21 protein-coding genes, 1 tRNA gene and 1 pseudogene are annotated in these 20,598 nt (G+C 64.1%); 5 read left to right on the forward strand and 18 right to left on the reverse strand.

Annotated features, from left to right (window positions below):
* The first annotated feature begins 20 nt into the window (after positions 1–20).
* A complete protein-coding gene (coaD, locus tag GHT07_RS13875) occupies positions 21–521 on the forward strand; it encodes a pantetheine-phosphate adenylyltransferase (RefSeq protein ID WP_153585690.1) in 501 nt (166 codons plus the stop codon).
* A gap of 16 nt (positions 522–537) precedes the next feature.
* Here coaD and GHT07_RS21640 read toward each other — a convergent pair whose 3' ends face one another.
* The 9 genes and pseudogenes from GHT07_RS21640 to GHT07_RS13915 form a co-directional block, all read right to left on the reverse strand.
* On the reverse strand, positions 538–849 hold the full coding sequence (locus GHT07_RS21640; protein WP_323740937.1) for an alpha/beta fold hydrolase: 312 nt from the start codon (positions 847–849) through the stop codon (positions 538–540).
* Positions 850–967: 118 nt separating this feature from the next.
* Positions 968–1,204, reverse strand: a pseudogene (locus tag GHT07_RS21750) (alpha/beta fold hydrolase); the annotation flags it as partial.
* On the reverse strand, positions 1,201–2,526 hold the full coding sequence (locus GHT07_RS13885) for a tetratricopeptide repeat protein (protein WP_228488345.1): 1,326 nt from the start codon (positions 2,524–2,526) through the stop codon (positions 1,201–1,203). The pseudogene GHT07_RS21750 and the gene GHT07_RS13885, both read right to left, overlap by 4 nt.
* The gene (locus GHT07_RS13890; RefSeq protein ID WP_153585692.1) at positions 2,516–3,952 is read right to left on the reverse strand and encodes an amidase; all 1,437 of its coding nucleotides are present in this window, start codon (positions 3,950–3,952) and stop codon (positions 2,516–2,518) included. The genes GHT07_RS13885 and GHT07_RS13890 overlap by 11 nt, the downstream gene beginning before the upstream one ends.
* 7 nt (positions 3,953–3,959) lie before the next feature.
* Positions 3,960–5,453: an ABC transporter substrate-binding protein gene (locus GHT07_RS13895; protein ID WP_153585693.1), complete on the reverse strand. Its 1,494-nt coding sequence runs from the start codon at positions 5,451–5,453 to the stop codon at positions 3,960–3,962.
* A 77-nt stretch (positions 5,454–5,530) separates the two neighbouring features.
* Positions 5,531–6,325, reverse strand: a complete 795-nt coding sequence (locus GHT07_RS13900) for an ATP-binding cassette domain-containing protein (protein ID WP_153585694.1) — start codon at positions 6,323–6,325, stop codon at positions 5,531–5,533.
* Positions 6,322–7,317: an ABC transporter ATP-binding protein gene (locus GHT07_RS13905; RefSeq protein ID WP_153585695.1), complete on the reverse strand. Its 996-nt coding sequence runs from the start codon at positions 7,315–7,317 to the stop codon at positions 6,322–6,324. Before GHT07_RS13905 ends, GHT07_RS13900 begins: the two co-directional genes overlap by 4 nt.
* Positions 7,318–8,163 carry an ABC transporter permease gene (locus GHT07_RS13910; RefSeq protein WP_153585696.1) on the reverse strand — a complete coding sequence of 282 codons (846 nt, stop codon included), beginning with the start codon at positions 8,161–8,163 and terminating at the stop codon, positions 7,318–7,320. It abuts the gene before it with no gap.
* Entirely contained in the window at positions 8,160–9,110 is a 951-nt protein-coding gene (locus GHT07_RS13915; RefSeq protein ID WP_153585697.1) for an ABC transporter permease, read from the reverse strand. The genes GHT07_RS13910 and GHT07_RS13915 overlap by 4 nt, the downstream gene beginning before the upstream one ends.
* Positions 9,111–9,170: 60 nt before the next feature.
* On the opposite strand from GHT07_RS13915, the gene GHT07_RS13920 reads away from it, so the two are divergent.
* The gene (locus GHT07_RS13920; RefSeq protein ID WP_323740938.1) at positions 9,171–9,425 is read left to right on the forward strand and encodes a YfhL family 4Fe-4S dicluster ferredoxin; all 255 of its coding nucleotides are present in this window, start codon (positions 9,171–9,173) and stop codon (positions 9,423–9,425) included.
* Positions 9,426–9,475: 50 nt separating this feature from the next.
* Here GHT07_RS13920 and GHT07_RS13925 read toward each other — a convergent pair whose 3' ends face one another.
* The 8 genes from GHT07_RS13925 to GHT07_RS13960 all read right to left on the reverse strand — a co-directional run bounded on the left by GHT07_RS13925 (position 9,476) and on the right by GHT07_RS13960 (position 15,783).
* A complete protein-coding gene (locus GHT07_RS13925) occupies positions 9,476–9,880 on the reverse strand; it encodes a hypothetical protein (protein ID WP_153585698.1) in 405 nt (134 codons plus the stop codon).
* Entirely contained in the window at positions 9,877–10,536 is a 660-nt protein-coding gene (gene pth, locus GHT07_RS13930; RefSeq protein WP_153585699.1) for an aminoacyl-tRNA hydrolase, read from the reverse strand. Before pth ends, GHT07_RS13925 begins: the two co-directional genes overlap by 4 nt.
* A gap of 80 nt (positions 10,537–10,616) precedes the next feature.
* Positions 10,617–11,318 (reverse strand): 50S ribosomal protein L25/general stress protein Ctc, encoded by a 702-nt coding sequence (locus GHT07_RS13935; protein ID WP_153585700.1) that lies wholly within the window; start codon positions 11,316–11,318, stop codon positions 10,617–10,619.
* A gap of 173 nt (positions 11,319–11,491) precedes the next feature.
* Positions 11,492–12,469: a ribose-phosphate pyrophosphokinase gene (locus GHT07_RS13940; protein ID WP_153585701.1), complete on the reverse strand. Its 978-nt coding sequence runs from the start codon at positions 12,467–12,469 to the stop codon at positions 11,492–11,494.
* Positions 12,470–12,562: 93 nt separating this feature from the next.
* Positions 12,563–12,639 (reverse strand) — tRNA-Gln (locus tag GHT07_RS13945).
* A gap of 45 nt (positions 12,640–12,684) precedes the next feature.
* Positions 12,685–13,551, reverse strand: coding sequence for a 4-(cytidine 5'-diphospho)-2-C-methyl-D-erythritol kinase (ispE, locus tag GHT07_RS13950; RefSeq protein ID WP_153585702.1), 867 nt, complete (start codon positions 13,549–13,551; stop codon positions 12,685–12,687).
* A gap of 7 nt (positions 13,552–13,558) precedes the next feature.
* The gene (locus tag GHT07_RS13955) at positions 13,559–14,056 is read right to left on the reverse strand and encodes an outer membrane lipoprotein LolB (protein WP_323740939.1); all 498 of its coding nucleotides are present in this window, start codon (positions 14,054–14,056) and stop codon (positions 13,559–13,561) included.
* Entirely contained in the window at positions 14,053–15,783 is a 1,731-nt protein-coding gene (locus GHT07_RS13960) for a tetratricopeptide repeat protein (RefSeq protein WP_153585703.1), read from the reverse strand. Before GHT07_RS13960 ends, GHT07_RS13955 begins: the two co-directional genes overlap by 4 nt.
* 57 nt (positions 15,784–15,840) lie before the next feature.
* On the opposite strand from GHT07_RS13960, the gene mutM reads away from it, so the two are divergent.
* From mutM to mutY, 3 genes are all read left to right on the forward strand, one after another.
* Complete coding sequence (gene mutM, locus GHT07_RS13965; protein WP_153585704.1) at positions 15,841–16,656, forward strand: bifunctional DNA-formamidopyrimidine glycosylase/DNA-(apurinic or apyrimidinic site) lyase; 816 nt, start codon at positions 15,841–15,843, stop codon at positions 16,654–16,656.
* Between the two features lie 92 nt (positions 16,657–16,748).
* Positions 16,749–18,671 carry a dynamin family protein gene (locus tag GHT07_RS13970; RefSeq protein WP_153585705.1) on the forward strand — a complete coding sequence of 641 codons (1,923 nt, stop codon included), beginning with the start codon at positions 16,749–16,751 and terminating at the stop codon, positions 18,669–18,671.
* Positions 18,668–19,711, forward strand: coding sequence for an A/G-specific adenine glycosylase (mutY, locus tag GHT07_RS13975; RefSeq protein WP_153585706.1), 1,044 nt, complete (start codon positions 18,668–18,670; stop codon positions 19,709–19,711). Before GHT07_RS13970 ends, mutY begins: the two co-directional genes overlap by 4 nt.
* A gap of 5 nt (positions 19,712–19,716) precedes the next feature.
* Here mutY and rapZ read toward each other — a convergent pair whose 3' ends face one another.
* Positions 19,717–20,598, reverse strand: a complete 882-nt coding sequence (gene rapZ, locus GHT07_RS13980) for an RNase adapter RapZ (RefSeq protein ID WP_194792939.1) — start codon at positions 20,596–20,598, stop codon at positions 19,717–19,719.

Raw genomic sequence — 20,598 nt, forward strand, 5'->3', positions numbered from 1 at the left:
GTCCGCGAGGAGACTGATCCATGGCCAACAACGTGATCGCCGTTTACCCGGGGACGTTCGACCCGATGACGCTCGGCCATGAGGACGTGATCAAGCGTGCCGTGCAACTGTTCGACCGGGTCATCGTTGCAGTCGCGGCCGGTCACCACAAGAAGGCGATGTTCACGCTGCAAGAGCGCATCGAGATGGCCAAGGACATCGCCAAGCCCTACCCGCAGGTCGAGGTCGCAAGCTTCTCGGGCCTGCTGCGCGATTTCGTCGTGGCACGCGGCGGCAAGGCAATGGTGCGCGGCCTGCGCGCCGTCACCGACTTCGACTACGAATTCCAGCTGGCAGGCATGAACCGCAGCCTGATGCCGGATGTGGAGACGGTGTTCCTCACGCCCAGCGACAAGTTCCAGTTCATCAGCAGCACGTTCGTGCGCGAGATCGCGGTGCTCGGCGGTGAAGTTGACAAGTTCGTGTCTGCCAGCGTGCAGCAGCGGCTTGCCGAAAAGGTGCGAAGCCTCGGGCGCGAATAGCGCCTGCTCTGGCGGGCTACAGCGGCAGGCCTGCCAGCCACGCGGCCAGCGTTTCGTTCACGAAGTCTGGCTGCTCCATCGTGAGCATATGGCCGCATTGCGGCACCATCACCAGCTGCGCATGCGGCACGAGCGATGCAATCTCACGTGACTTGGCCGGCGGTGCCAGCAGGTCGTCCTCGCCGCACATCACCAGCATCGGGCCGCGCGATGACTGCGCGATTCTGGTTGACCAGTTGCGCTGCACCTGCGCGATACACAAATTCAAGATACGCGCGTGTGAGCCGCCCATCGCGCGCATTTGCCGGATGAAAGGCCAGCGCCACATTCGGCTCGATGACACGCGCGAGCTGGCCCATCTCGAACTGCACGATCGCGGCTTCGCGCAGCACGCGCATGTCTTCGGTTTCAGGGTGCGCGCTGGTGCCCAGCAGCGCGAGGCCCTTCACGCGCTCATGTGCCTGCCGCGCGACTTCCATCGCGATCATGCCGCCCATCGACGCGCCACACAGGATGAGATCGCCCTCATGCTGCGCAAGCAGCGCAGCCGCCATGGATTCGACAGTGGCGTGACGGGCATGCACATCGGTCACCACTGGCCGCCACGACGCGAGCCCTGTGAGTTGCGCGTGCCACATCTGGCTGTCGCCTGCCAGCCCCGGCAGGAAGATGAGTTGCGTCATGCGGCCTGCGCAATACCGAGCGCTGTATTGATGGATGCAGCCTGGCGAGCAAGCCGCGCCGACTCCGGAGACAGGCGCGCCTGTTGCTGCAGCATGTGCTGCGCGCCGGCGAGCTGGCCGCCACGCACGAGCGAATCGACATAGACCTGCATGAAGAGGTCGCGCTGCGCGTGGCTGCCGCCAATCTCGGCCAGGCGGGGCGTGGCAGCGCCCATCGCCTCAATGGCCTGTGTGAAGTCGCCGCGCGCATGTGCGAGCAGCCCGCGGCTGGCGGGCACGCACACGCGTTGCCACGCCGCCTGCATGTGGGCAGGGGCTGTGCGGGCGTAGGCCTCGATATTGCGCATCAGCACATCGGCCTGCGGACGATCCGCGCGTGCCAGCGCGTAGAGGTACTGCATATCGAGGAAGGGCAGCACGTGATCGTTCACGCGCGCTTCCAGGTAGTTGGCGACATCGTGCCAGCGGTCACCCACATCGACACCCGCCATCTCCAGACGTGCGAGAAGCGAGACCGCATTGACCTGGTCTTGCGAGTAATCCTTGGCTACGCCCCACACCTGTGAGTCGTAGAGATCGAGCACTTCAGCGTGGCGATCAAGTTCCAGCGCAAACAACGCCTGGTGCCACCAGTTGTGCGTGACCATGAACGAGTTCAGGCCGGTCCAGGTGTCGCTCACGTCCTGCATGAAAGCATGACCTTCATGAATGCGGCCTTGCGTGAGCATCACGTGCGCCAGTGCGTGGTGCGCCCACGGCTCGCGCCGTTGCATGGCGATCGCTTTGCGCGCAGCTGCCTCGGCGGGTTCGAGCATGAGGCATTGTTCGAGCGCGAATGCCAGCATGCCGTGCAGGTAGCAGATGTCGCCTGCTGCGGTGGTGGTGCCGAGCAGCAACCTGAGCATGCCCGGCGCATCGCCAATGTTGAAGAGGTGATAGTCCCCAAGCTTGAGCGAGACCAGGTCGCGGGGATACAGGCGCGCCTGTTCTTCATGCAGCTGGATGGCGCGCGGGATGTCGCCCTCAACCCATGCCTTGACGGCGTGGATGAATCGTTGTTCGCGGTCGTTGGCGCTGTGGGCAGCCGCAAGCGCACGGTCAAGAAATGGTTGTGCGTTCTTCGGCCCGTCGGGTGACTCGGCAAACATGTACACCGCCGCTGCGTACGCCTGCACGAGCGGGCTCGAGTCATTCGCAGCAGTGGCAATGATGTTGACGGCGCGTGCTTCGCTCGCGAGAAAGCCCAGGGCGAAGTCGTTCAGCCCGCCCAGCGCCGACTCGTCGTGCAGCGTGACGGCGTTGCCGAACGCGTCAGTCAACATCGCGCACGGCATGCGAGGGCGGCTGCGGCCACGCGCGCTGGCCTTCGCGGATCAGCTCGAAAGCGCGCGAGACTTGCAGCACGCCCAAATCGTCGAATCGCTGGCCCGCGATCTGCAGGCCAATGGGCAATCCGCCGCTCGTGTAGCCGCAGTTGATCGAGGCAGCCGGCTGTTCCGACATGTTGAACGGCACCGTGAAGCCGATGTGTTCGAGCCCGTGCAGCGGGTCGTTGGTGGGTGACGGCAACTCGGCCGGAAATGCCGGCATGGGCGATACAGGCGAGATGACGTAGTCGAACTGGCTGCACGCGGCCACGGCCGCGACACGCGTCGCGTGGAACTGGCTGAAGGCGCGGAAAACGGCTTCCCCGTCCATGCCTGCCGCGCTGTCGCCCCACTGCTGGATGTACGGCAGCACGGCCGCCTTCTTTTGCGCAGGCAGCGCCTTCATGTCGATGTACGAGCGCATGCGCCAGAAGTGATCCATGCCTTCGAGCATCGCCTGCGTCATGAAGGGCTTCATCGGCGTGACGGTCGCACCGGCCTGCTCGAACAAGCGTGCCGCCTTCTCGATGGCTGCATGCACTTCGGGCTCGACCGGCAGGCCGCAGCCCGCTTCCATCAGCAAGCCGATGCGCAGGCCCTTGAGCTTGTCGGCGCCCTGGTCGAACGAGAGCCAGTCAATGTCTTGCGGTGGCAAGTTCATGCTGTCGCGAGCGTCGGGGCGCGACAGCACTTGCATGAACCACGCTGCGTCAGCAACGGTGCGAGTCATGGGCCCGGCGGCGCGGCCCATGTACGGAGGATCGATCGGCACACGGCCCAGGCTGGGCTTGAGCGTGAAGATGCCGCACCAGCCTGCAGGCAAGCGCAGCGACCCTCCTATGTCAGTGCCGATGTGCAGCGGACCATAACCCGCCGCCGCAGCTGCGCCGGCGCCAGAGCTCGACCCACCGGGTGTGCGCGTGAAGTCCCACGGATTGCGCGCGAGCTTGTGAAAGCTCGACAGGCCCGACGAGAGCATTCCGTAGTCGGGCATGGTCGTCTTGGCGAACATCACGCCACCTGCTTCGCGCACGCGGGCAGATGGCGGTGCGTCAGCCGCTGCAGACACCAGATCGACGGCGCGCGTGCCCAGCGGCGTGGGGTCGCCGCGGGTTGCGATGTTGTCCTTGATCGTGACGGGCACGCCGTCGAGCACCCCGAGTGGCGCGCCCTTCATCCAGCGCGCTTCACTGCGGCGCGCCTCCTCCAGCGCGACGTCGGGCCGCAGGAGGTACAGCGCATTCAGGTGTTGTTCCCAGCGCTCGACATGGCCGAGCACTGCCTGCATGACTTCAACTGGCGAGAACGTGCGCTCGCGAAAGCCTTGCACGAGCTGCGCTGCGCCCAGCTCGTGCAAGGCGCTGGGGGACTGCGCTTGCATCAGGCGCTCAGGACCACGAAAGGGCAGACAGGTCGTTGACGAAAATCGGCATGTCTTTCCACAGGCCCTTGACGTTCTTGTTCGCGATGGTCACCCATTGCGGCTGGTACAGGAACGCATGCACACTGTCTTCGGCCAGCAGGCGCTGGGCGTCGCCAAGAAGCTTGGCGCGGTCAGCGGCGCGGGGCGACGTCTTGATGCGGTTGTAGATGTCGTTGAACTTCGCGGACTGGTAGCCCCAGTAGTAGTCGGGCTTGGCGAAGTTGCCGAGGTCGAACGGCTCGACGTGCGAAATGATCGTCAGGTCGTAGTTGTGGCCGCCACCGTAGGTGTTCGACAACCACTGCGCCCATTCAACGTTCTGCAGCTTGGCCGTGATACCGACCTTGGCGAGCTGCGCAGCAATCACTTCACCGCCCTGGCGCGCATACGGCGGCGGTGGCAGCGTCATGGTGAGCTCGAGCGGGCCGGTGATGCCTGCTTCTTTCAGCAGTGCCTTGGCCTTGTCGGGGTTGTAGGCATTCACGCCTGTTGTATCGACGTAGCCGAAACCCCCTGGCACATAGTGGCTGCCGATAGGCGCGCCATAGCCGTCGGCTGCGCCCTGGATCACCGCCTTGCGATCAATCGCCATGGCGATGGCGCGGCGCACGCGCACGTCATCGAGTGGCTTCTTCTTGTTGTTGATGGCCAGGATGGTCTTGGCGCGCGAGCCGCTCACCACCACCTGGAACTTGGCGTTGTCCTTGAACTGCGGAACGCCACGCGCCGTGACACGCGGGAAGGCGTCCACGTCACCGGCCAGCAATGAGGCGACTTGCGCTGCCGGGTCGGGGATGAAGCGGAAGGTGGCCTTCTTGATCTTCGCGGCGTTGGCATTGCGATAGCCGTCCCACTTGGTGAGCGTGATCGACGAGCCTTTGACCCACGCTTCGAGCTTGTACGGGCCCGTGCCCACAGGCTTGGTCATGTTGGTGTCGGCGCTCTTGGGCTCCACGATGATTGCCGTGCCCTGACCCATCAGGAACGGGAAGTCGGGGTCGATTTCCTTGGTGAGCAGCACGACCGTCAGGTCGTCCACGACTTGCGTGGTGATGGCGGCGAATGTGCGCTTGTCCTTGTTGGTGCTCTTCTCGCCGCCCGCGCGGTCGAACGAGAACTTCACGGCTTGGGCGTTGAACGGCTCGCCGTTCTGGAACTTCACGCCCTTGCGCAGGCGGAACGTGTACGTCTTCAGGTCAGGCGAGACCTCCCAGCTTTCGGCCAGCAGGGGCGTCACGCTGCCGTCGGAATTCACCTTCGTGAGCGTCTCGTAGATGTTGTAGAGCGTGACCTCCGAGATCGACGACGCGGCGCCGCCCGTGGGGTCAAGCCCGGGGCTCGGCTCGAGCGCCATGGCGAGCACGATCGAATCCTTCTTGCTTTGTGCAAAGGCGGACGGCACGGCCAGCGGCACGGTGGCGAGCGCTGCGGTAGTGAGCACGGTGCGGCGGTTCAACATGGTGGGAAGCTCCAACGTGAAAGAAACTGGATTGTCATCATCCACGAGTTTGCGCGCGAATGGCAATAGGCATTTGTTTATAACGGCTCGGCTCGTGGCACGGCGTCGAGCAGGGCTTGTGTGTACGGGTGTTCTGCTGCGTGAAACAGCTTCTCGGGCGGGCCCTGTTCGACGATGCGGCCCTGCCAGAGCACGGCCACGTCATCGCACAGATGGTGCACCACGGCCAGGTCGTGGCTGATCAACATGTAGGTGATGCCGAACTCGGCCTGCAAGTCCTGCATGAGGTTGAGCACTTGCGCTTGCACGGACACATCGAGCGCGCTCACCGGTTCGTCGGCGACGATCAGGCGGGGCCGCGTGATCAGGGCGCGTGCAATGGCGATGCGCTGGCGCTGGCCGCCTGAGAATTCGTGCGGGTACTTGGCAAGGTCGTTGGCGCGAAGGCCGACAGCGGTGATCGCTTCGGCAGCGCGCTTGTGCTGCTCGCTGCGCGAGGCGCCTTGCGCGGCCAGCGGCTCGGCCACGATTCGCTCGATGGTCTGGCGCGGATCGAGCGAGCCGTAGGGGTCCTGGAAGACCATCTGGAAGTCACGCCGCGCCTCGCGCAAATCCTTGCGTGAGAGGGCGTTCAAGTCGCGGCCTATCATTCGCACCGAGCCCGACGTGGGTTTGTCCAGCGCCATCACCAGCCGCGCCAGCGTGGATTTGCCCGAGCCCGATTCACCGACGATGCCCAGGCTGCGCCCCGCTTCAATCGTGAAGCTCACTCCATTGAGCGCGTGCACCTTGGGCGGCGCGGCGAACAGCGATTCGCGCGGCATCGAATACTCGCGCACCAGGTTGTCGACCTGCAGCAGCGGCTCGCTCATGTTGCCGCCTTCGCGATGGATTCGCACACGGCATCCAGGCGCAAGCACCTGGCCATGTGCCCCGGGGTGATTTCGATAGCAGGCGGCACGGTGGTCTGGCACTCGGGCGCGGTGAATGTGCATCGCCCTGCGAACGGGCAGCCTGCTGGCAGGTCCACCAGTTCGGGCACGCTGCCTGCGATCGTCATCAAACGCTGGCCTTTTTCCTGTGAGCGCAAACCGGGCCGCGCCGAGAACAGGCCCAGCGTGTACGGATGGGTCTTGCGTGCGAACACATCGCGCGTCGCGCCGCTTTCAACGACGCTGCCGCCATACATCACGAGCATGCGCGAGACGTTCTGCGCGATCACGCCAAGGTCGTGGGAAATCAGCATCAGGCCCATGCCGCGCTCAGCCACCAGATCGCGAATCAGGTCGAGGATCTGCCGTTGGATCGTCACGTCGAGCGCGGTGGTCGGCTCGTCGGCGATCAGCAGTTGCGGGCCGCACGCGAGCGCCATGGCAATCGTGATGCGCTGCCGCTGGCCGCCGGAGAACTGGTGCGGGTACGCATCGATGCGCCGCGCTGCGTCGGGGATGCCGACACGGTCGAGCAGGGCGATTGCCTCCTTGTGCGCATCACGCGGCGACATGCCGCGATGCAGCCGCAGCGGCTCGGCCACTTGCCGCCCGACGCTGTGAACCGGGTTCAGCGCCGTCATCGGCTCCTGGAAGATCATGCCGATGCGATCGCCGCGGATCTCGCACATCTGCGCATCGGATTGGGTCGTGAGCTCCTGGCCGTCGAACTTGATGCTGCCGGTGACCTCGGCGTTCTCAGGCAGCAGGCCCATCAACGCCATCACTGTCATGGACTTGCCGCACCCCGATTCGCCGACGAGCCCTAGAGTTTCACCGCGGTCGAGCGTGAAGCTCACGTCGCGCACGGCATAGGCCGGGCCGCGATGCGTTTGCAGCTTGACGTGGAGGTTGGTGACTTCGAGCAGCGGCATTTATCTTTTTCTGGCCAGGCGCGGATCGAAGATGTCGCGCAGGCCGTCGCCGAGCAGGTTGAGGCCGAGCACGGCGAGCGCGATCGCGACGCCCGGATACACCGCGAGCATCGGCGCCTGGAACATCAGTGTTTGCGCTTCACTGAGCATGCGGCCCCACGAGGGCTGCGGCGGCTGCGTGCCCAGGCCGAGGTACGACAGCGCTGCTTCAGCCAGGATGGCAATGGCGAATCGAATCGTCGCCTGCACGATCAGCACCGACATGATGTTCGGCAGGACGTGCTCGATGGTGATGCTCAGCGGCCCCTTGCCGCAGGCGCGCGCGGCCATCACGAATTCGCGCGACCACACCGCATTGGCCGAAGCGCGCGTGATGCGTGCGAATGTCGGTATGTTGTAGATGCCGATGGCGATGATCGCGTTGACCATGCCGGGGCCGAACACGGCCGTGAGCATGATCGCCGACAGGATGGCGGGGAAGGCAAAGCCGAAGTCGGCCAGCCGCATGATCAGCTCTTCGACCCAGCCGCGTTTGGCGGCAGCGAGCAGGCCGAACGCCGTGCCCACGACGAGGCCAATGCCCACCGCGATGACGCCGACCGCGATCGATGCGCGCGCGCCGACCAGCAGCAGCGAGACGATGTCGCGGCCGTAGGGGTCCGTGCCCAGCAGATGCCCTTGGCCCGCCGGAAGCAGGCGTTTGGCCATGTCGATTTCGTAGGGGTTGAACGGCGTCCACACGAACGACACGCCAGCAGCGATGACCAGCAGCACGCTCAGGATTGCGCCGAACGTGAAGCTGCGGTGCTGCAGCGCACGCTGCCACAGGCGTGGCCCCGCGCTCATATGTCGCTGGCCTTCACGCGAGGGTCGATCACTGCGTACAGCACATCGACGACGAAGTTCACGATGACCACCATCGCCGCCAGCAGCATCACGCAATTGCGCACGACGATGAGATCGCGATTGGAGATCGACTGGAAAATCAGCCGGCCGAGCCCGGGCAGGTAGAACACGCTCTCCACCACGATCGTGCCCGCAAGCAGTTCGGCAAACTGCAGGCCCATGATGGTGATGACTGGAATCATTGCGTTGCGCAGCACGTGGCCCCACAAGGTGCCGCGGCGCGACACACCCTTGGCCCGCGCTGTGCGAACGAAGTCTTCGCGCATGACTTCGAGCACGGAAGACCGCGTGATGCGCGCGAGAATCGCCGCCTGCACAACAGCCAGGGAAATCGCCGGGAGCATCAGTGATTTGATTCCTTGCAGGATGCCTTCGTCCCAGCCCGAGAACCCGCCGGCTGAGAACCATTTCAAGTGCACCGAGAAAAGCAGGATCAGCAGGATCGCGAACCAGAAGTTCGGAATGGCAATGCCGATCTGCGACAGGCCCATCACGCCGACATCGCCCAGCTTGTTATGGCGCGAAGCTGCATACAGGCCGGCTGCCAGTGCGATCACGGTGGTGAGCGTCATGGCCATCAGCGCGAGAGGGACCGTGAGCGCCAGGCGTTCCACGACCAGCTCCGACACCGGCGTGCTGTAGGCGTAGCTGATGCCCAGGTCGCCGTGCATCATGCCGGTGATCCAGTGCCAGTAGCGCTGCAAAGGTGGCTGGTCAATGCCGAGCTTGACGGCGAGGGCTTGCACCGCTTCGGGTGAAGCATCCGGCCCCATGAGGATCTGGGCCGCGTTGCCCGGCAGGATTTCCAGCACGAGGAACACGACAATCGACGCTCCTGCCAGCGTCGCTATCAGGGTGATCAGGCGCTTGAACAGGAACACACTCATGAGTGAACCGATAATGCCAGAAGTGCGGGGCGTGTTGCCTCGTGTGGAGGAAAGCGTCCCGTGGCATTGATGATTACCGACGAGTGCATCAACTGCGATGTGTGCGAACCCGAGTGCCCCAATGAAGCGATCTTCCTGGGGCCTGAGATCTACCAGATCGACCCTGCCAAGTGCACTGAATGCGTGGGCCATTTCGATGAGCCGCAATGCGTGCAGGTGTGCCCGGTGGCCTGTATCCCGATCAACCCGCAGCACGTCGAGAGCAACGAGACGCTGTGGCAGAAGTACCGACGCCTGACGTCGCAGGTGCAGTAGGGCGTCAAGCGTGGCCGATGCGGCGTTGGCCCGCTCTGGCGAAGGCCTTCTCAGGCTTTCTTCTTCCCCTTCTTTTTCTTCTTCGAGTCACCCGGCTCGCCCGGTGCAATGGCCGTGAAGTACTTGACCTTGCCGGGCTGGGTCATTTGAATCTTCTTCGTCTCTTCCGTGCTCACAGGCTTGGGCGCCGGTATGTACACGGAGGCGGGCTTGGCCTCTTCCTGCAGGCGGGCCTTTTCCATCGCGTCGGCAAGCCTGGCCTGGCGCTTCGCCATGTCGTCTGGCGCTCTTGCCGTTTCACGCCGCGACGCATCTGTATGCAGTGTCGTGCCGCCTTCGCAGGGTGACTGGCTGTAGCTGCTGCCGCATTTGTAGATCGCCTGCGCCGCGGCGGTGGTCGAAAGCGACGTAGCCAGCGCTGCGCAGCATGCAAGTGCGACGAGTTTCCTGTTCATGGTCTTTTATCTCCCTGGTTGCCTGGTTCTTGTGTGGGTGTAGGTGCAGGTGTCGGCTGCGGTCGTGGCGGCTTGGGTCGAGGTGGCTTGCTGGTGTGCACAACCAGCGTTGCCTTTTCCATTTCGCCGGCGATGAGTGCCGGCACGGCCTTGAGCGTGCGGTCTATCGACTCTTCAATTGCCTTGCGCTGGTCGGCAGAAGGCTTTTGCAGGACCCAGTTCACCACTTCGGATTTCACGCCGGGGTGGCCGATGCCCAGCCGCAAGCGCCAGTAGTCACCCGTACCCAGTTGCGCATGGATGTCGCGCAGGCCGTTGTGGCCCGCGTGGCTGCCGCCGAACTTGAGCTTGGCCTCGCCGGGCACGACGTCGAGCTCGTCGTGAACGACGAGGATTTCTTCCGGCTTGATCTTGTAGAAGCGCGCCAGTGCCGCGACGGACTTGCCCGAGAGGTTCATGAAGGTGCGCGGCTCGAGCAGCCAGATGGTCTGGCCTTGCACGGTCGTGCGGGCGACGACACCGTGGTACGACTTGTCAGTGACAAGCGGCGCTTTCAACTCGCGCGAGAGCGCATCCACCCACCAGAAACCCGCGTTGTGCCGCGTGGCTTCGTATTCGGTGCCGGGGTTTCCCAATCCAACAAACAGCTTGATCATGGGGTGGGATTATCAGTGGGCCCCCAAAAGAAAAACGGCCCGCGAAGGCGGGCCGTTTTTGCTTGGAAGCTGTGAAGAAGTTACTTCTTCGCGGCGGGCGCCTTGGCAGCAGGTGCCTTGGCGTCTTTGCCTGCAGCAGCCTTGGCATCCTTGCCAGCGGGCTTCGCATCGGCAGCGGGTGCTGCAGCGGCGTCAGCTGCACCAGCGGCAGCCGGCTCTTCGCCGCCAATCATCACCACGGAGACGATCACCGGGTTCGGCTTGCCGCGCGTCACGGCGGTCACGCCCTTGGGCAGCGTCACGTCGTTCAGGTGGAGCGACATGCCCTTCTTCAGGCCCGACAGGTCCACTTCGATGAATTCGGGCAGGTCGGCCGGCAGGCACGAGATGTCGAGTTCAGACATGACGTGGTTGACGACGCAGTTGTCGAACTTCACGGCCTGCGATTCTTCGGACTTCGTGTAGTGCAGCGGCACCTTCATGTGCAGCTTGGTGGTGGCGTCCACGCGCTGGAAGTCGATGTGCGTGACTTGCTGCTTGTACGGGTGCATCTGCACGTCGCGCAGCAGGACCTTGCCTTCCTTGCCGCCGATTTCCATGTCGAGAATCGTCGAGTGGAAGGCTTCCTTCTTCAGGGCATGCCACAAGGCGTTGTGATCGAGTTCGATCAACAGCGGCTCGCCGCTGCCGCCATAGACGATGCCCGGGGTGCGACCCGTATTGCGGAGACGGCGGCTCGCACCCGTACCCTGCTTTGCGCGCTCAAAAGCGACGAATTTCATAGTTCAACTCCAGTCAGCCGAATCCACCGCGACCAGTGTGATTCGGGTTTCAAAAAAGGGCCGCGCCCGAATTGACGCTGCCCACTTCAAGCGAATCCGGCTTTGCCGGTTTGCTTGATCCCCCTCGGGGGGGCGGGCTGGGCATTCGCCCAGACCTGGGGGTCCTACTAAGCTCAGAACAAGTTGACTTGATCCGAGAACAGACTCATCACCGACTCGCCCTTGGCAATGCGCTGGATCGTCTCTGCGACCAGCGGTGCTACGGTGAGTTGGCGGATTTTCTTGCAGGCAATGGCTTCCTGCGACAGGGGAATGGTGTTGGTCACCACCACCTCGTCGAGGGCGCCGCCCTTGGCAATACGCTCGATGGCCGGGCCCGAGAAGATCGGGTGCGTGCAATAGGCGTAAACGTTTTTGGCGCCGCGCTCCTTGAGCACCTCGGCGGCTTTGACCAGCGTGCCAGCCGTGTCGATCATGTCGTCCATGATCACGCAGTTGCGGCCATCGATCTCGCCGATGACGTGCATCACTTCACTCACGTTGGCCTTCGGCCGGCGCTTGTCGATGATCGCCAGGTCGGTGTCCAGCTGCTTGGCCAGCGCCCGGGCACGGACGACGCCGCCGACGTCTGGTGAGACGACGATCAGGTTTTCGTAGTTCTGCTTGCGCACATCGGCCAGCAGCACCGGTGATGCATAAATGTTGTCCACCGGGATATCGAAAAAGCCCTGGATCTGGTCGGCGTGCAAGTCCATCGTCAGGACACGGGAGACGCCCACTGTCTGCAGCAGGTTGGCCACGACCTTGGCAGAAATCGGCACACGCGACGAACGCGGGCGGCGGTCTTGCCGGGCATAGCCGAAATAGGGGATGACAGCGCTGATCCGCTCGGCCGACGCACGCTTGAGCGCATCGACCATGATCAGCAGTTCCATCAGGTTTTCGTTGGTGGGCGCGCAGGTGGACTGGACGACGAACACGTCGCGGGCGCGAACGTTGGTGTTGATCTCAACGGTGACTTCGCCATCGGAGAAGCGCCCGACAGTCGCAGCGCCCAGGCCGATGCCCAGATGGCCGGCTATCTCCGCAGCAAGTGCGGGATTGGCGTTGCCGGTGAACACCATGAAATCGGGATGCGGAACGACCTGCATGTGCTAGTCCAGCGAAGAGAGAGCCAGCGAAAAAAAAGCGAAACATCGCGCAAAAAACGCGCCAGGGCCTTGTCCTGTGGGCGCCGCCATATCTGGCAGGGGAGGAAGGATTCGAACCTTCGAATGCCGGAATCAAAATCCGGTGCCTTAACCAACTTGGCGACTCCCCTACACCGGTCGACGGCTGCAACCAGCCGCCTACCAATAACTATCCATCAATCGTCGCTGGGAGCCCATCCAGCCAGAGGATGGGCGACCAAATTACTGCATTCCCGCACTTGCCAGCCTTCAGGCGCCGCCTTGAGCGGCTTGCCTGCTGGCCCACCTGACGGTTGAACTGGCATTTGCGCGAAAACCGCGCTGCCAGAACCAGTCATTCGCCCTTGCAGACCTTGCGATGCCAGCCATTCCAGCGCATCGCCGACAGCGGGGCAAAGCCCTTGTGCCACGGCCTGCAAGTCGTTGGTTCCAAAACCATACGGGTTTGCAGCAAAGCCTGAGATTATAGCAGTGGGCGTGTCACGCTTGAGCTTCGGGTCATTGAAGATTTGGGCGGTGGCCAGGCCCACGTCGGGTTTGACGACGGCAAACCGGGCGGGCGGCAGGGCCAGCGGAGCCAGTTTTTCGCCAACGCCCTCAGCCCAGGCGTTTCTGCCGAACAGGAAGAAAGGCACATCGGCGCCCAGCTGCAGGCCGATTCTGGCGAGTGTTTGTACTGGCAGGTTCAGCTGCCACAGCCGGTTGAGTGCCAGCAGGCAACTTGCGGCGTCGGACGATCCGCCCCCCATGCCAGCCTGGGCAGGCACACGCTTGTCGATGGTGATGTGAGCGCCGTGGCCGGTGCCCGCCGCCGCCTGCAAGGCGCGCGCGGCTCGCAGAACCAGGTCGTCTGCCGGCAGCGCAGCGCCGATGTCTTCACGGCTGATGGCGCCACCTGCACGCAGCTCGAAATGCAGCGTGTCCGCCCAGTCGATCAGCATGAACGCAGACTGCAGCAGATGCATGCCGTCGGCACGCCGGCCCGTCACATGCAGGAACAGGTTCAGCTTGGCCGGTGCGGGTACGTCGTACAGCGCCTTCATCGGTGGCCTAACGCTCCAGCACGATGCGCAGGTCGGCTTGCGGCAGCGGATTGAACCGTTGCGCCGCCACTCGCCCATCATTCAATCTCGACAGGTCGGCACGCCAGCCCGGCACGTTCGTGTCCCGGCCGCTCAGCCAATCGAACAGTGCAGCAAGCGGAACAGGTGAGCCGGTGGCCTGTGCTATCAGGGCATCTGCCGAGTCGAACTGTCTGACCTGGCCGCCCGAACGCATCGTGGCCTGGCCCGGCTGCCATGAGAGCACGGCGAGTGAGCCGCCCAATGGTGTGTATAGCGTGAGCTCGCCGGCCCGCGCTGTGCCGCGCAGCTCGAACCCGGCAGAAAACGACTCGGCGGGTTTGTCCTGCACCTGCAATGCCATGCGGCCAGCCCACACATTGGCAGCGCCACCGGTAGTGGCAGGTTTGGGCGCGGACGCGCACCCTGCGACCAGCATGCAAGCCGCCACCAGCCAGGCGGCGGGCGCCTGGGCCCAGGTCGTCACGGCTTGACCCGCAGGCGCTTGAGAGTTTCCTGCAGGGTTTCGTTGTCGCTGCCTTGCAGCAGGCCTTCTTTCCAGATCTGGATGGCACGCTCGCGCTGCCCAGAGCTCCAGAGCACTTCGCCCAGATGAGCGGCGATGTCCGGGTCGGGCCGCGCCTTGTACGCGGCATCGAGCAAGCGCAGCGCCTCGGCCTTGTTGCCCATGCGGAATTCAACCCAGGCCAGGCTGTCGGTGATGAACGGATCATCCGGGGCGTAGCTCAAGGCCTTCTGGATCAGCTCTCTGGCTTCCGGCAGGCGCAGGTTGCGCTCTGCCAGCGAATAGCCGAGCGCGTTGTAGGCGTGGTGGTAGTCCGGTTTGGCCGCGATCACTTGCCGCAGCAGCCGTTCCATCTCGGGCATGTTGCCGATCTTTTCGGCCAGCATGGCCTGGTCATAGGCGAGGTCCGGATCGAAGGGCGGCTTTGCACTGGCTTGCGCCAGCACGTCGTACGCGGCCTTGTATTGCTTGGCATCGCGCAACAGCTGCACTTCAGCCATCATCTTTGCGCGCGCGTCCTCGGGCGAGCGTTCGGGCAGCGACCGTAGCAGCTTGCGCGCTTCGTCCATGCGCCCCTGGCGAGCCAGGATCGAGGCCCGGCGATGCTGCGCAGCCACCAGGTCTTGTGGGTTCTCGATCTTGTCGAGCCATGCGCCAGCCAGCGCAAAATCCTTGCGCTTTTCGGCGATGCGCGACAGCGACAGGTACGCCTGAGCCAGACCTCTGCTGCGCTCTTCGCCCGAGCGTTGCGCCTGGGCCAGCTCGACGTACCGCTTGATCGACTTTTCTGCGTCAGCGTCGTGGTTGTCCTGCAGCGCGAGCGTGCCCAGAACCAGCCACGCTTCCGGATAGTCGGGCTTCTCGGTGGTAATCACTTGCAGCTGCTTCGATGCCTCCGGGTAGCGCTGCGCATCGAGTAGCGCGCGGGCGTAGCCCATTCGCAATTCCGGCAGCGGTTTGCCTTCGAGGTAGCGCTTGACGACCTGTTCGGCCTGCGGCAGTTTCGGGTCGATCAGGTCCAGCGCCAGCAACGCCGGACCCTCCGCGTTGGCATTGATCGCTTGCGCGCGCCGCGCAGCCTCGACAGCGCCTGTTGCATCACCAGCTGCCAGGCGGGCGCGTCCGACGGCTGTCCAGGCGGCAGCGCCGGTTGCGGGCTCGTTCAGGTAAGCGCCCAGCGCCTGTTCAACCGTCGCCGCGGCGAGCTTCTTGTCGGTCACGCGCGCGTAAACGCGTGGCACCTGCGAGATCACGGCGCTGCGGTCTTTGGCGTCCACCAGGCCAATCTCGACCTTCAATGGTTCCGCGCTTTCGGCAACGCGATTGAGCGCCACCAGTATTTGCAACACGTAGCGATTGGCATCGCGCGAATCCGGGATCGCGTGCTTCCATGCGCGTGCAGCCTGCAGCGCGCCATCGCCGGAGCGCGCCTGGAATGCGACATCAACGGCACGTTGATACAGCGCGGGATCATTGGTCTTGCGCGCTGCGTCGAGAATCAGTGAATAACCGGCTGCAGGCTCGTCCCCGCGCGCGGTGAGCTCGCCCAGGATCAGCTGGTAGAAAAGCTCGGCATCAAGGGCTGTGGGAACGACGGGACCTGGCCGCTCATCGTCGTCGATTGCCTGGGCCAGCGCGCCCCCGGCAAGGGCCAGCAACAACAAGCCGGCAAGAGTGAATCGCTTCATCGACTCATAATAATCCAAGGTGCTGTTGCAGCGCCTCCACCCTCCTCACTGCCCCTGATGCCAGAGCTGCCAGAAGTTGAAGTCACCCGCCTGAGCCTGGCAGACCGGATCGCGGGTGCGCGCATCGAGTCGGTTCGGATGGGCAAGCCCCTGCGCTGGCCTCTGGGCATCGACAGCCAGCGCCTGGTCGGCCAGGTCGTACAGCGCGTGCGCCGGCGAGGCAAGTACCTGCTCTTCGACCTCGACCAGAGCGTGCTGCTGCTGCACCTGGGCATGTCCGGCAGCCTGAGCTTCGCGGCATCGCATCCCGAAGCGGGGGCCCATGATCACTTCGAGCTGTTCACGACGCGTGGCGTGCTGCGCCTGAATGACCCGCGGCGCTTTGGTGCCGTGGTGCATTCTTCGTCCGAGCGGCACGAGCCGGCCTTGAAGCTGCTGGGCGGCCTAGGCGTCGAGCCCCTCACGGATGAGTTCACGCTCGAAGCTTTCCACGCAGGCTTGAAGCGCCGCTCCGCGCCGATCAAGCAAGTCCTGCTTGCAGGCGATGTGGTGGTCGGCGTGGGCAACATCTATGCGTCAGAGGCGCTGTTCCTCGCGGGGATCCGGCCAACGCTTCGCGCGGCAAAAGTCAGCCGGCCCCGCGCCGAGAAGCTGCGCATCGCGATTCGCGAGGTGCTCGCACGTGCCGTCGCCAAAGGCGGCAGCACGCTGCGCGATTTTTCAAATGCCGACGGCCAGACGGGTTACTTCCAGCTTGAGGCCATGGTCTATGGTCGAGAGGGCCAGCCCTGCAGGGTTTGTGGCACGACAATCAGGGCCATCCGCCAAGGCCAGCGCGCTACCTTTTTCTGTCCGCACTGCCAGAAATCCTGAGTGGCGCGCCAAAGGCAGGGTGCTATATTTCAAAATCAAGCTTCGGGGCAATAGTGGGCACTTCCTTCAACGATCAATTTGACCAGCATGGCATGTGGCGCCGGGAGTTCGCGCTGCGCCTGAAACTGCTGGCCGAATGGCTCAAGGACCACGACCTGCTCGACGCCGCCGTCGAAGAACGGCTGCGCCGGCTGGAGACGCAGATGCGCTCCGACAAGGTCATGGTCGCCTTCGTCGCAGAGTTCTCGCGTGGCAAGTCCGAGCTCATCAACGCGATCTTCTTTGCGGGTTACAAGCGCCGCATCATGCCGGCAAGCGCCGGGCGCACCACGATGTGCCCGACCGAACTCGGTTACGACAGCGACGTGCCGCCATGCCTGCGCCTGCTGCCTATTGAAACGCGACTGCAGCCGCAGGCCCTGATGGAGTGGCGTGCAGTGCCCGAGAAATGGACGCGCGTCGATCTTGACGTGAACGATCCGGCGCAGCTTGCGAAAGCATTCGAGAAAGTCGCCGAAGTGCGCCATGTGTCCAAGGAAGAAGCCCGTGCGCTCGGCTTCTGGCATGAAGACACTCCCAATGACAACCCGATGACTGACGCGGATGGCCGCGTCGAAGTGCCGCGCTGGCGCCACGCGCTCATCAACATTGCGCATCCGCTGCTCAAGCAGGGCCTGGTCATCCTCGACACGCCGGGCCTGAATGCGATCGGCGCCGAGCCTGAGCTCACCGTCAACCTGATACCGCAGGCGCATGCCGTTGTATTCATCCTCGCTGCGGACACCGGCGTCACCAAATCCGATCTCGCCATCTGGCGCGAGCACCTGATCACCGAAACCGACAACACCGAGTCGCGGCTGGTGGTGCTCAACAAGATCGACACGATGTGGGACTCGCTTTCCACGCCCGTGCAGATCCAGGCGCAGATCGACAGGCAGCGTGCCGTCTCCGCAGAAATCCTCGGTCTGCCGCGCGAGCAGGTCATTCCGGTATCGGCACAAAAGGGCCTCGTCGCCAAAGTGAACGACGACGCAGAACTGCTCGAAGCCAGCCAGCTGCCGCAGCTCGAACGCGCACTCAGCCAGGGCGTGATGGGCCAGCGCCGCAAGATCCTGCGCACGGCTGTGTCGTCCGGCATCACTGACCTGCGAGCCGAAGCCGGGCGCGCGATCAACATCCGCCGCCGCGACCTTGCCGAGCAAATGCTCGAACTCAAGGGCCTGCGCGGCAAGAACACATCAGTCATCAAGCATATGCGCTCGCGCATCGAGCAGGAGCAGGTCGATTTCGACGTGAGCGGCGCGCGCATCCATGCGGTGCGGTCCGTCCACCTGAAACTGCTGCGTGACGTGTTCACCATGCTGGGTACCAGCACGCTGAAAGCCGAGATGGCGGAGCTCACGTCGGCGCTGCGCCAGCCGGGCATCAAGCTCGGCGTGCGCAAGGCGTATTCGGCAACGTTCGAGCGCTTGCGCGAGGGCCTGCGCAAGTCGCAGAAGACCAGCTCCGAAATCCAGTCGATGCTCACGGGCACGTTCCGCCAGCTCAACGCCGAGTACGGCTTTTCGCTGCAGGCGCCGCGCGAGCCCGAGCTCGCACGCTATGAGCGTGACCTTGACCTGGTCGAGCGCAGCCACACACAGTACCTTGGCGTGAGCAACACGTTTCGCCTCGCTCAACCCGAATTCGCTGACCGGCTCGTGCGCGCGCTGGCTACCCGGCTGCGCGTGGTTTACGAGTCGGCGCTGGGGGAAGTGGAGCTGTGGAACAAATCCGCCGCTGCGCAACTCGACGCACAACTGCGTGAGCGCCGCCGCAATTTTGGCCGCCGCATCGAGGCGATCGAGCGCATCCAGCAAGCCGCCACGGGCCTGGACGACCGCATCATTGAAATCGAATCGCAAATTGCGGCGGTTGACGAGCTCGATGCGAAGTTGCTGGAGCTCACCAGCCACCTTGTAAGCGCGCCCGGTGGCGACGCAATGCCGACGGAGACGGCAGCACTCACGGCATGACGCAGCCGGTGCCGGGGTTTGCCAGCCGTGTGGTTCGCTGGCAGCGAGCTCATGGCCGCCACAGCCTGCCCTGGCAGCAAACGCGCGACCCGTATCGGGTCTGGCTCTCCGAAGTGATGCTGCAGCAAACGCAGGTCACCACGGTGCTTGGCTACTACGCGAAATTCCTGGAGCGCTTTCCGGATGTGACAGCGCTCTCGGCGGCCGATATCGACGATGTGTTTTCCTTGTGGAGCGGCCTGGGCTACTACAGCCGGGCCCGCAACCTGCATCGCTGCGCGCAGGAGGTCATGCTCAAGCACGGCGGTGCCTTTCCACGCAGCGCGCAGGAGCTGCAAACCTTGCCGGGTATTGGCCGCTCGACGGCCGCGGCGATTGCCGCGTTCTGCTTTGACGAGCGCATCGCCATTCTTGATGGCAACGTCAAGCGCGTGCTGGCGCGCGTGCTGGCCTTCGATGCTGATCTTGCGACGGCTACCAATGAAAAGCTGCTGTGGTCGCAGGCGCAAGCCCTGGTGCCTGCGCGCAAGGACGACATGCCCGCCTACACGCAGGGCCTGATGGACTTGGGCGCCACGGTCTGCCTTGCCCGCAGTCCGAGCTGCCTGCTGTGCCCGTTGCATTCGCAGTGCGGCGCAGCGGCCGCCGGCAAGCAGGAAAACTATCCGGTAAAAACGCGCAAGCTCAAGCGAAGTGCGCAGTCGCTCTGGTTGCTGCAGTTGCGCACGAAGGCCGGGCACGTGTGGCTCGACAAGCGCCGGCCCACAGGCGTGTGGGCGGGACTGTATTGCCTGCCGGTCTTCGACTCGCGCGAGGCATTGCTTTCAGCGCTGCCGCCAGCGCAGCACAGCAAGCTCCAGGACGCTGCGCCGCTGCTGCACGTCTTGACACACAAAGACCTGCACTTGCACCCCGTGGTGGTGACTGTGCCAAAGGCCAGCATGGCGGGCCTGCCGGGTGAATGGTTCGCCGAGGGCCAGTGGCCGGCGCTGGGCCTGCCGGCACCCATCCGCAAATTGCTCGAAGCCAGCGCCGGCTAAACGCACTACACCGCGTCGAGCTCGCGGTGGCGCTTGAGCGTCACCCATCGGTCGCTGAAGGCGGCGGCGAGCCGCTCGACGAGATACACCGAACGGTGCTGCCCGCCCGTGCAGCCGATTGCCACCGTGACATAGCTGCGATGGTCGCGCGCGAGCGGCGCCAGCCAGTGGTCGATGAATCGATGGATCTGACTGAACATCAGCTCCACATCGGCGTGTTGCTTCAGGAACGCGACGACCGCCTCGTCGCGGCCTGTCAGGTCGCGAAGCGCCGGGTCGTAATGCGGGTTGGGAAGCATGCGCACGTCGAACACGTAGTCCGCGTCCACCGGCACGCCGCGCTTGAATGCGAACGACTCGAATACCAGCGTCAACTGGCTCATCGGCGCAGACAGCAACGACTTCACGTGCACCTGCAACTGCGACGAGCGGATCACGCTTGTATCGATCACATGCGCCTGCTCGCGCAAATCTGCCAGCAGCTCGCGTTCGAGCTCGATGGCATCGACGAGGGCGCGCTGCTGGTCGTGTGCGGCTTCACCGCCGCGCGCACCGGGGCGATTGCTCGAAAGCGGATGTCGCCGGCGAGTTTCCGAGAAGCGCCTGACTAGCGTTTCGGTCGTCGCGTCAAGAAACAGCGGGCGCACCTGCACACCGCGATTGTTCAATTCGCGCAGTTGCGCCGGCACAAGCGGCAGCGACGTCGCGCTGCGCACATCCATGGCAATCGCAACCCGCTCAGCGTGGTTTTGCTGCTCCAGCTCGATGAAAGACAGCAGCAGTTCAGGCGGCAGGTTGTCGACGCAGTAGTAGCCCGCATCTTCCAGCGCGCGCAGGGCCACGGATTTGCCCGAGCCCGACATGCCGGTGATGAGGATGATTTCCAT

It is taken from the genome of Caenimonas koreensis DSM 17982 (genome assembly GCF_009646335.1).
Lineage (GTDB): Bacteria > Pseudomonadota > Gammaproteobacteria > Burkholderiales > Burkholderiaceae_C > Ramlibacter > Ramlibacter koreensis.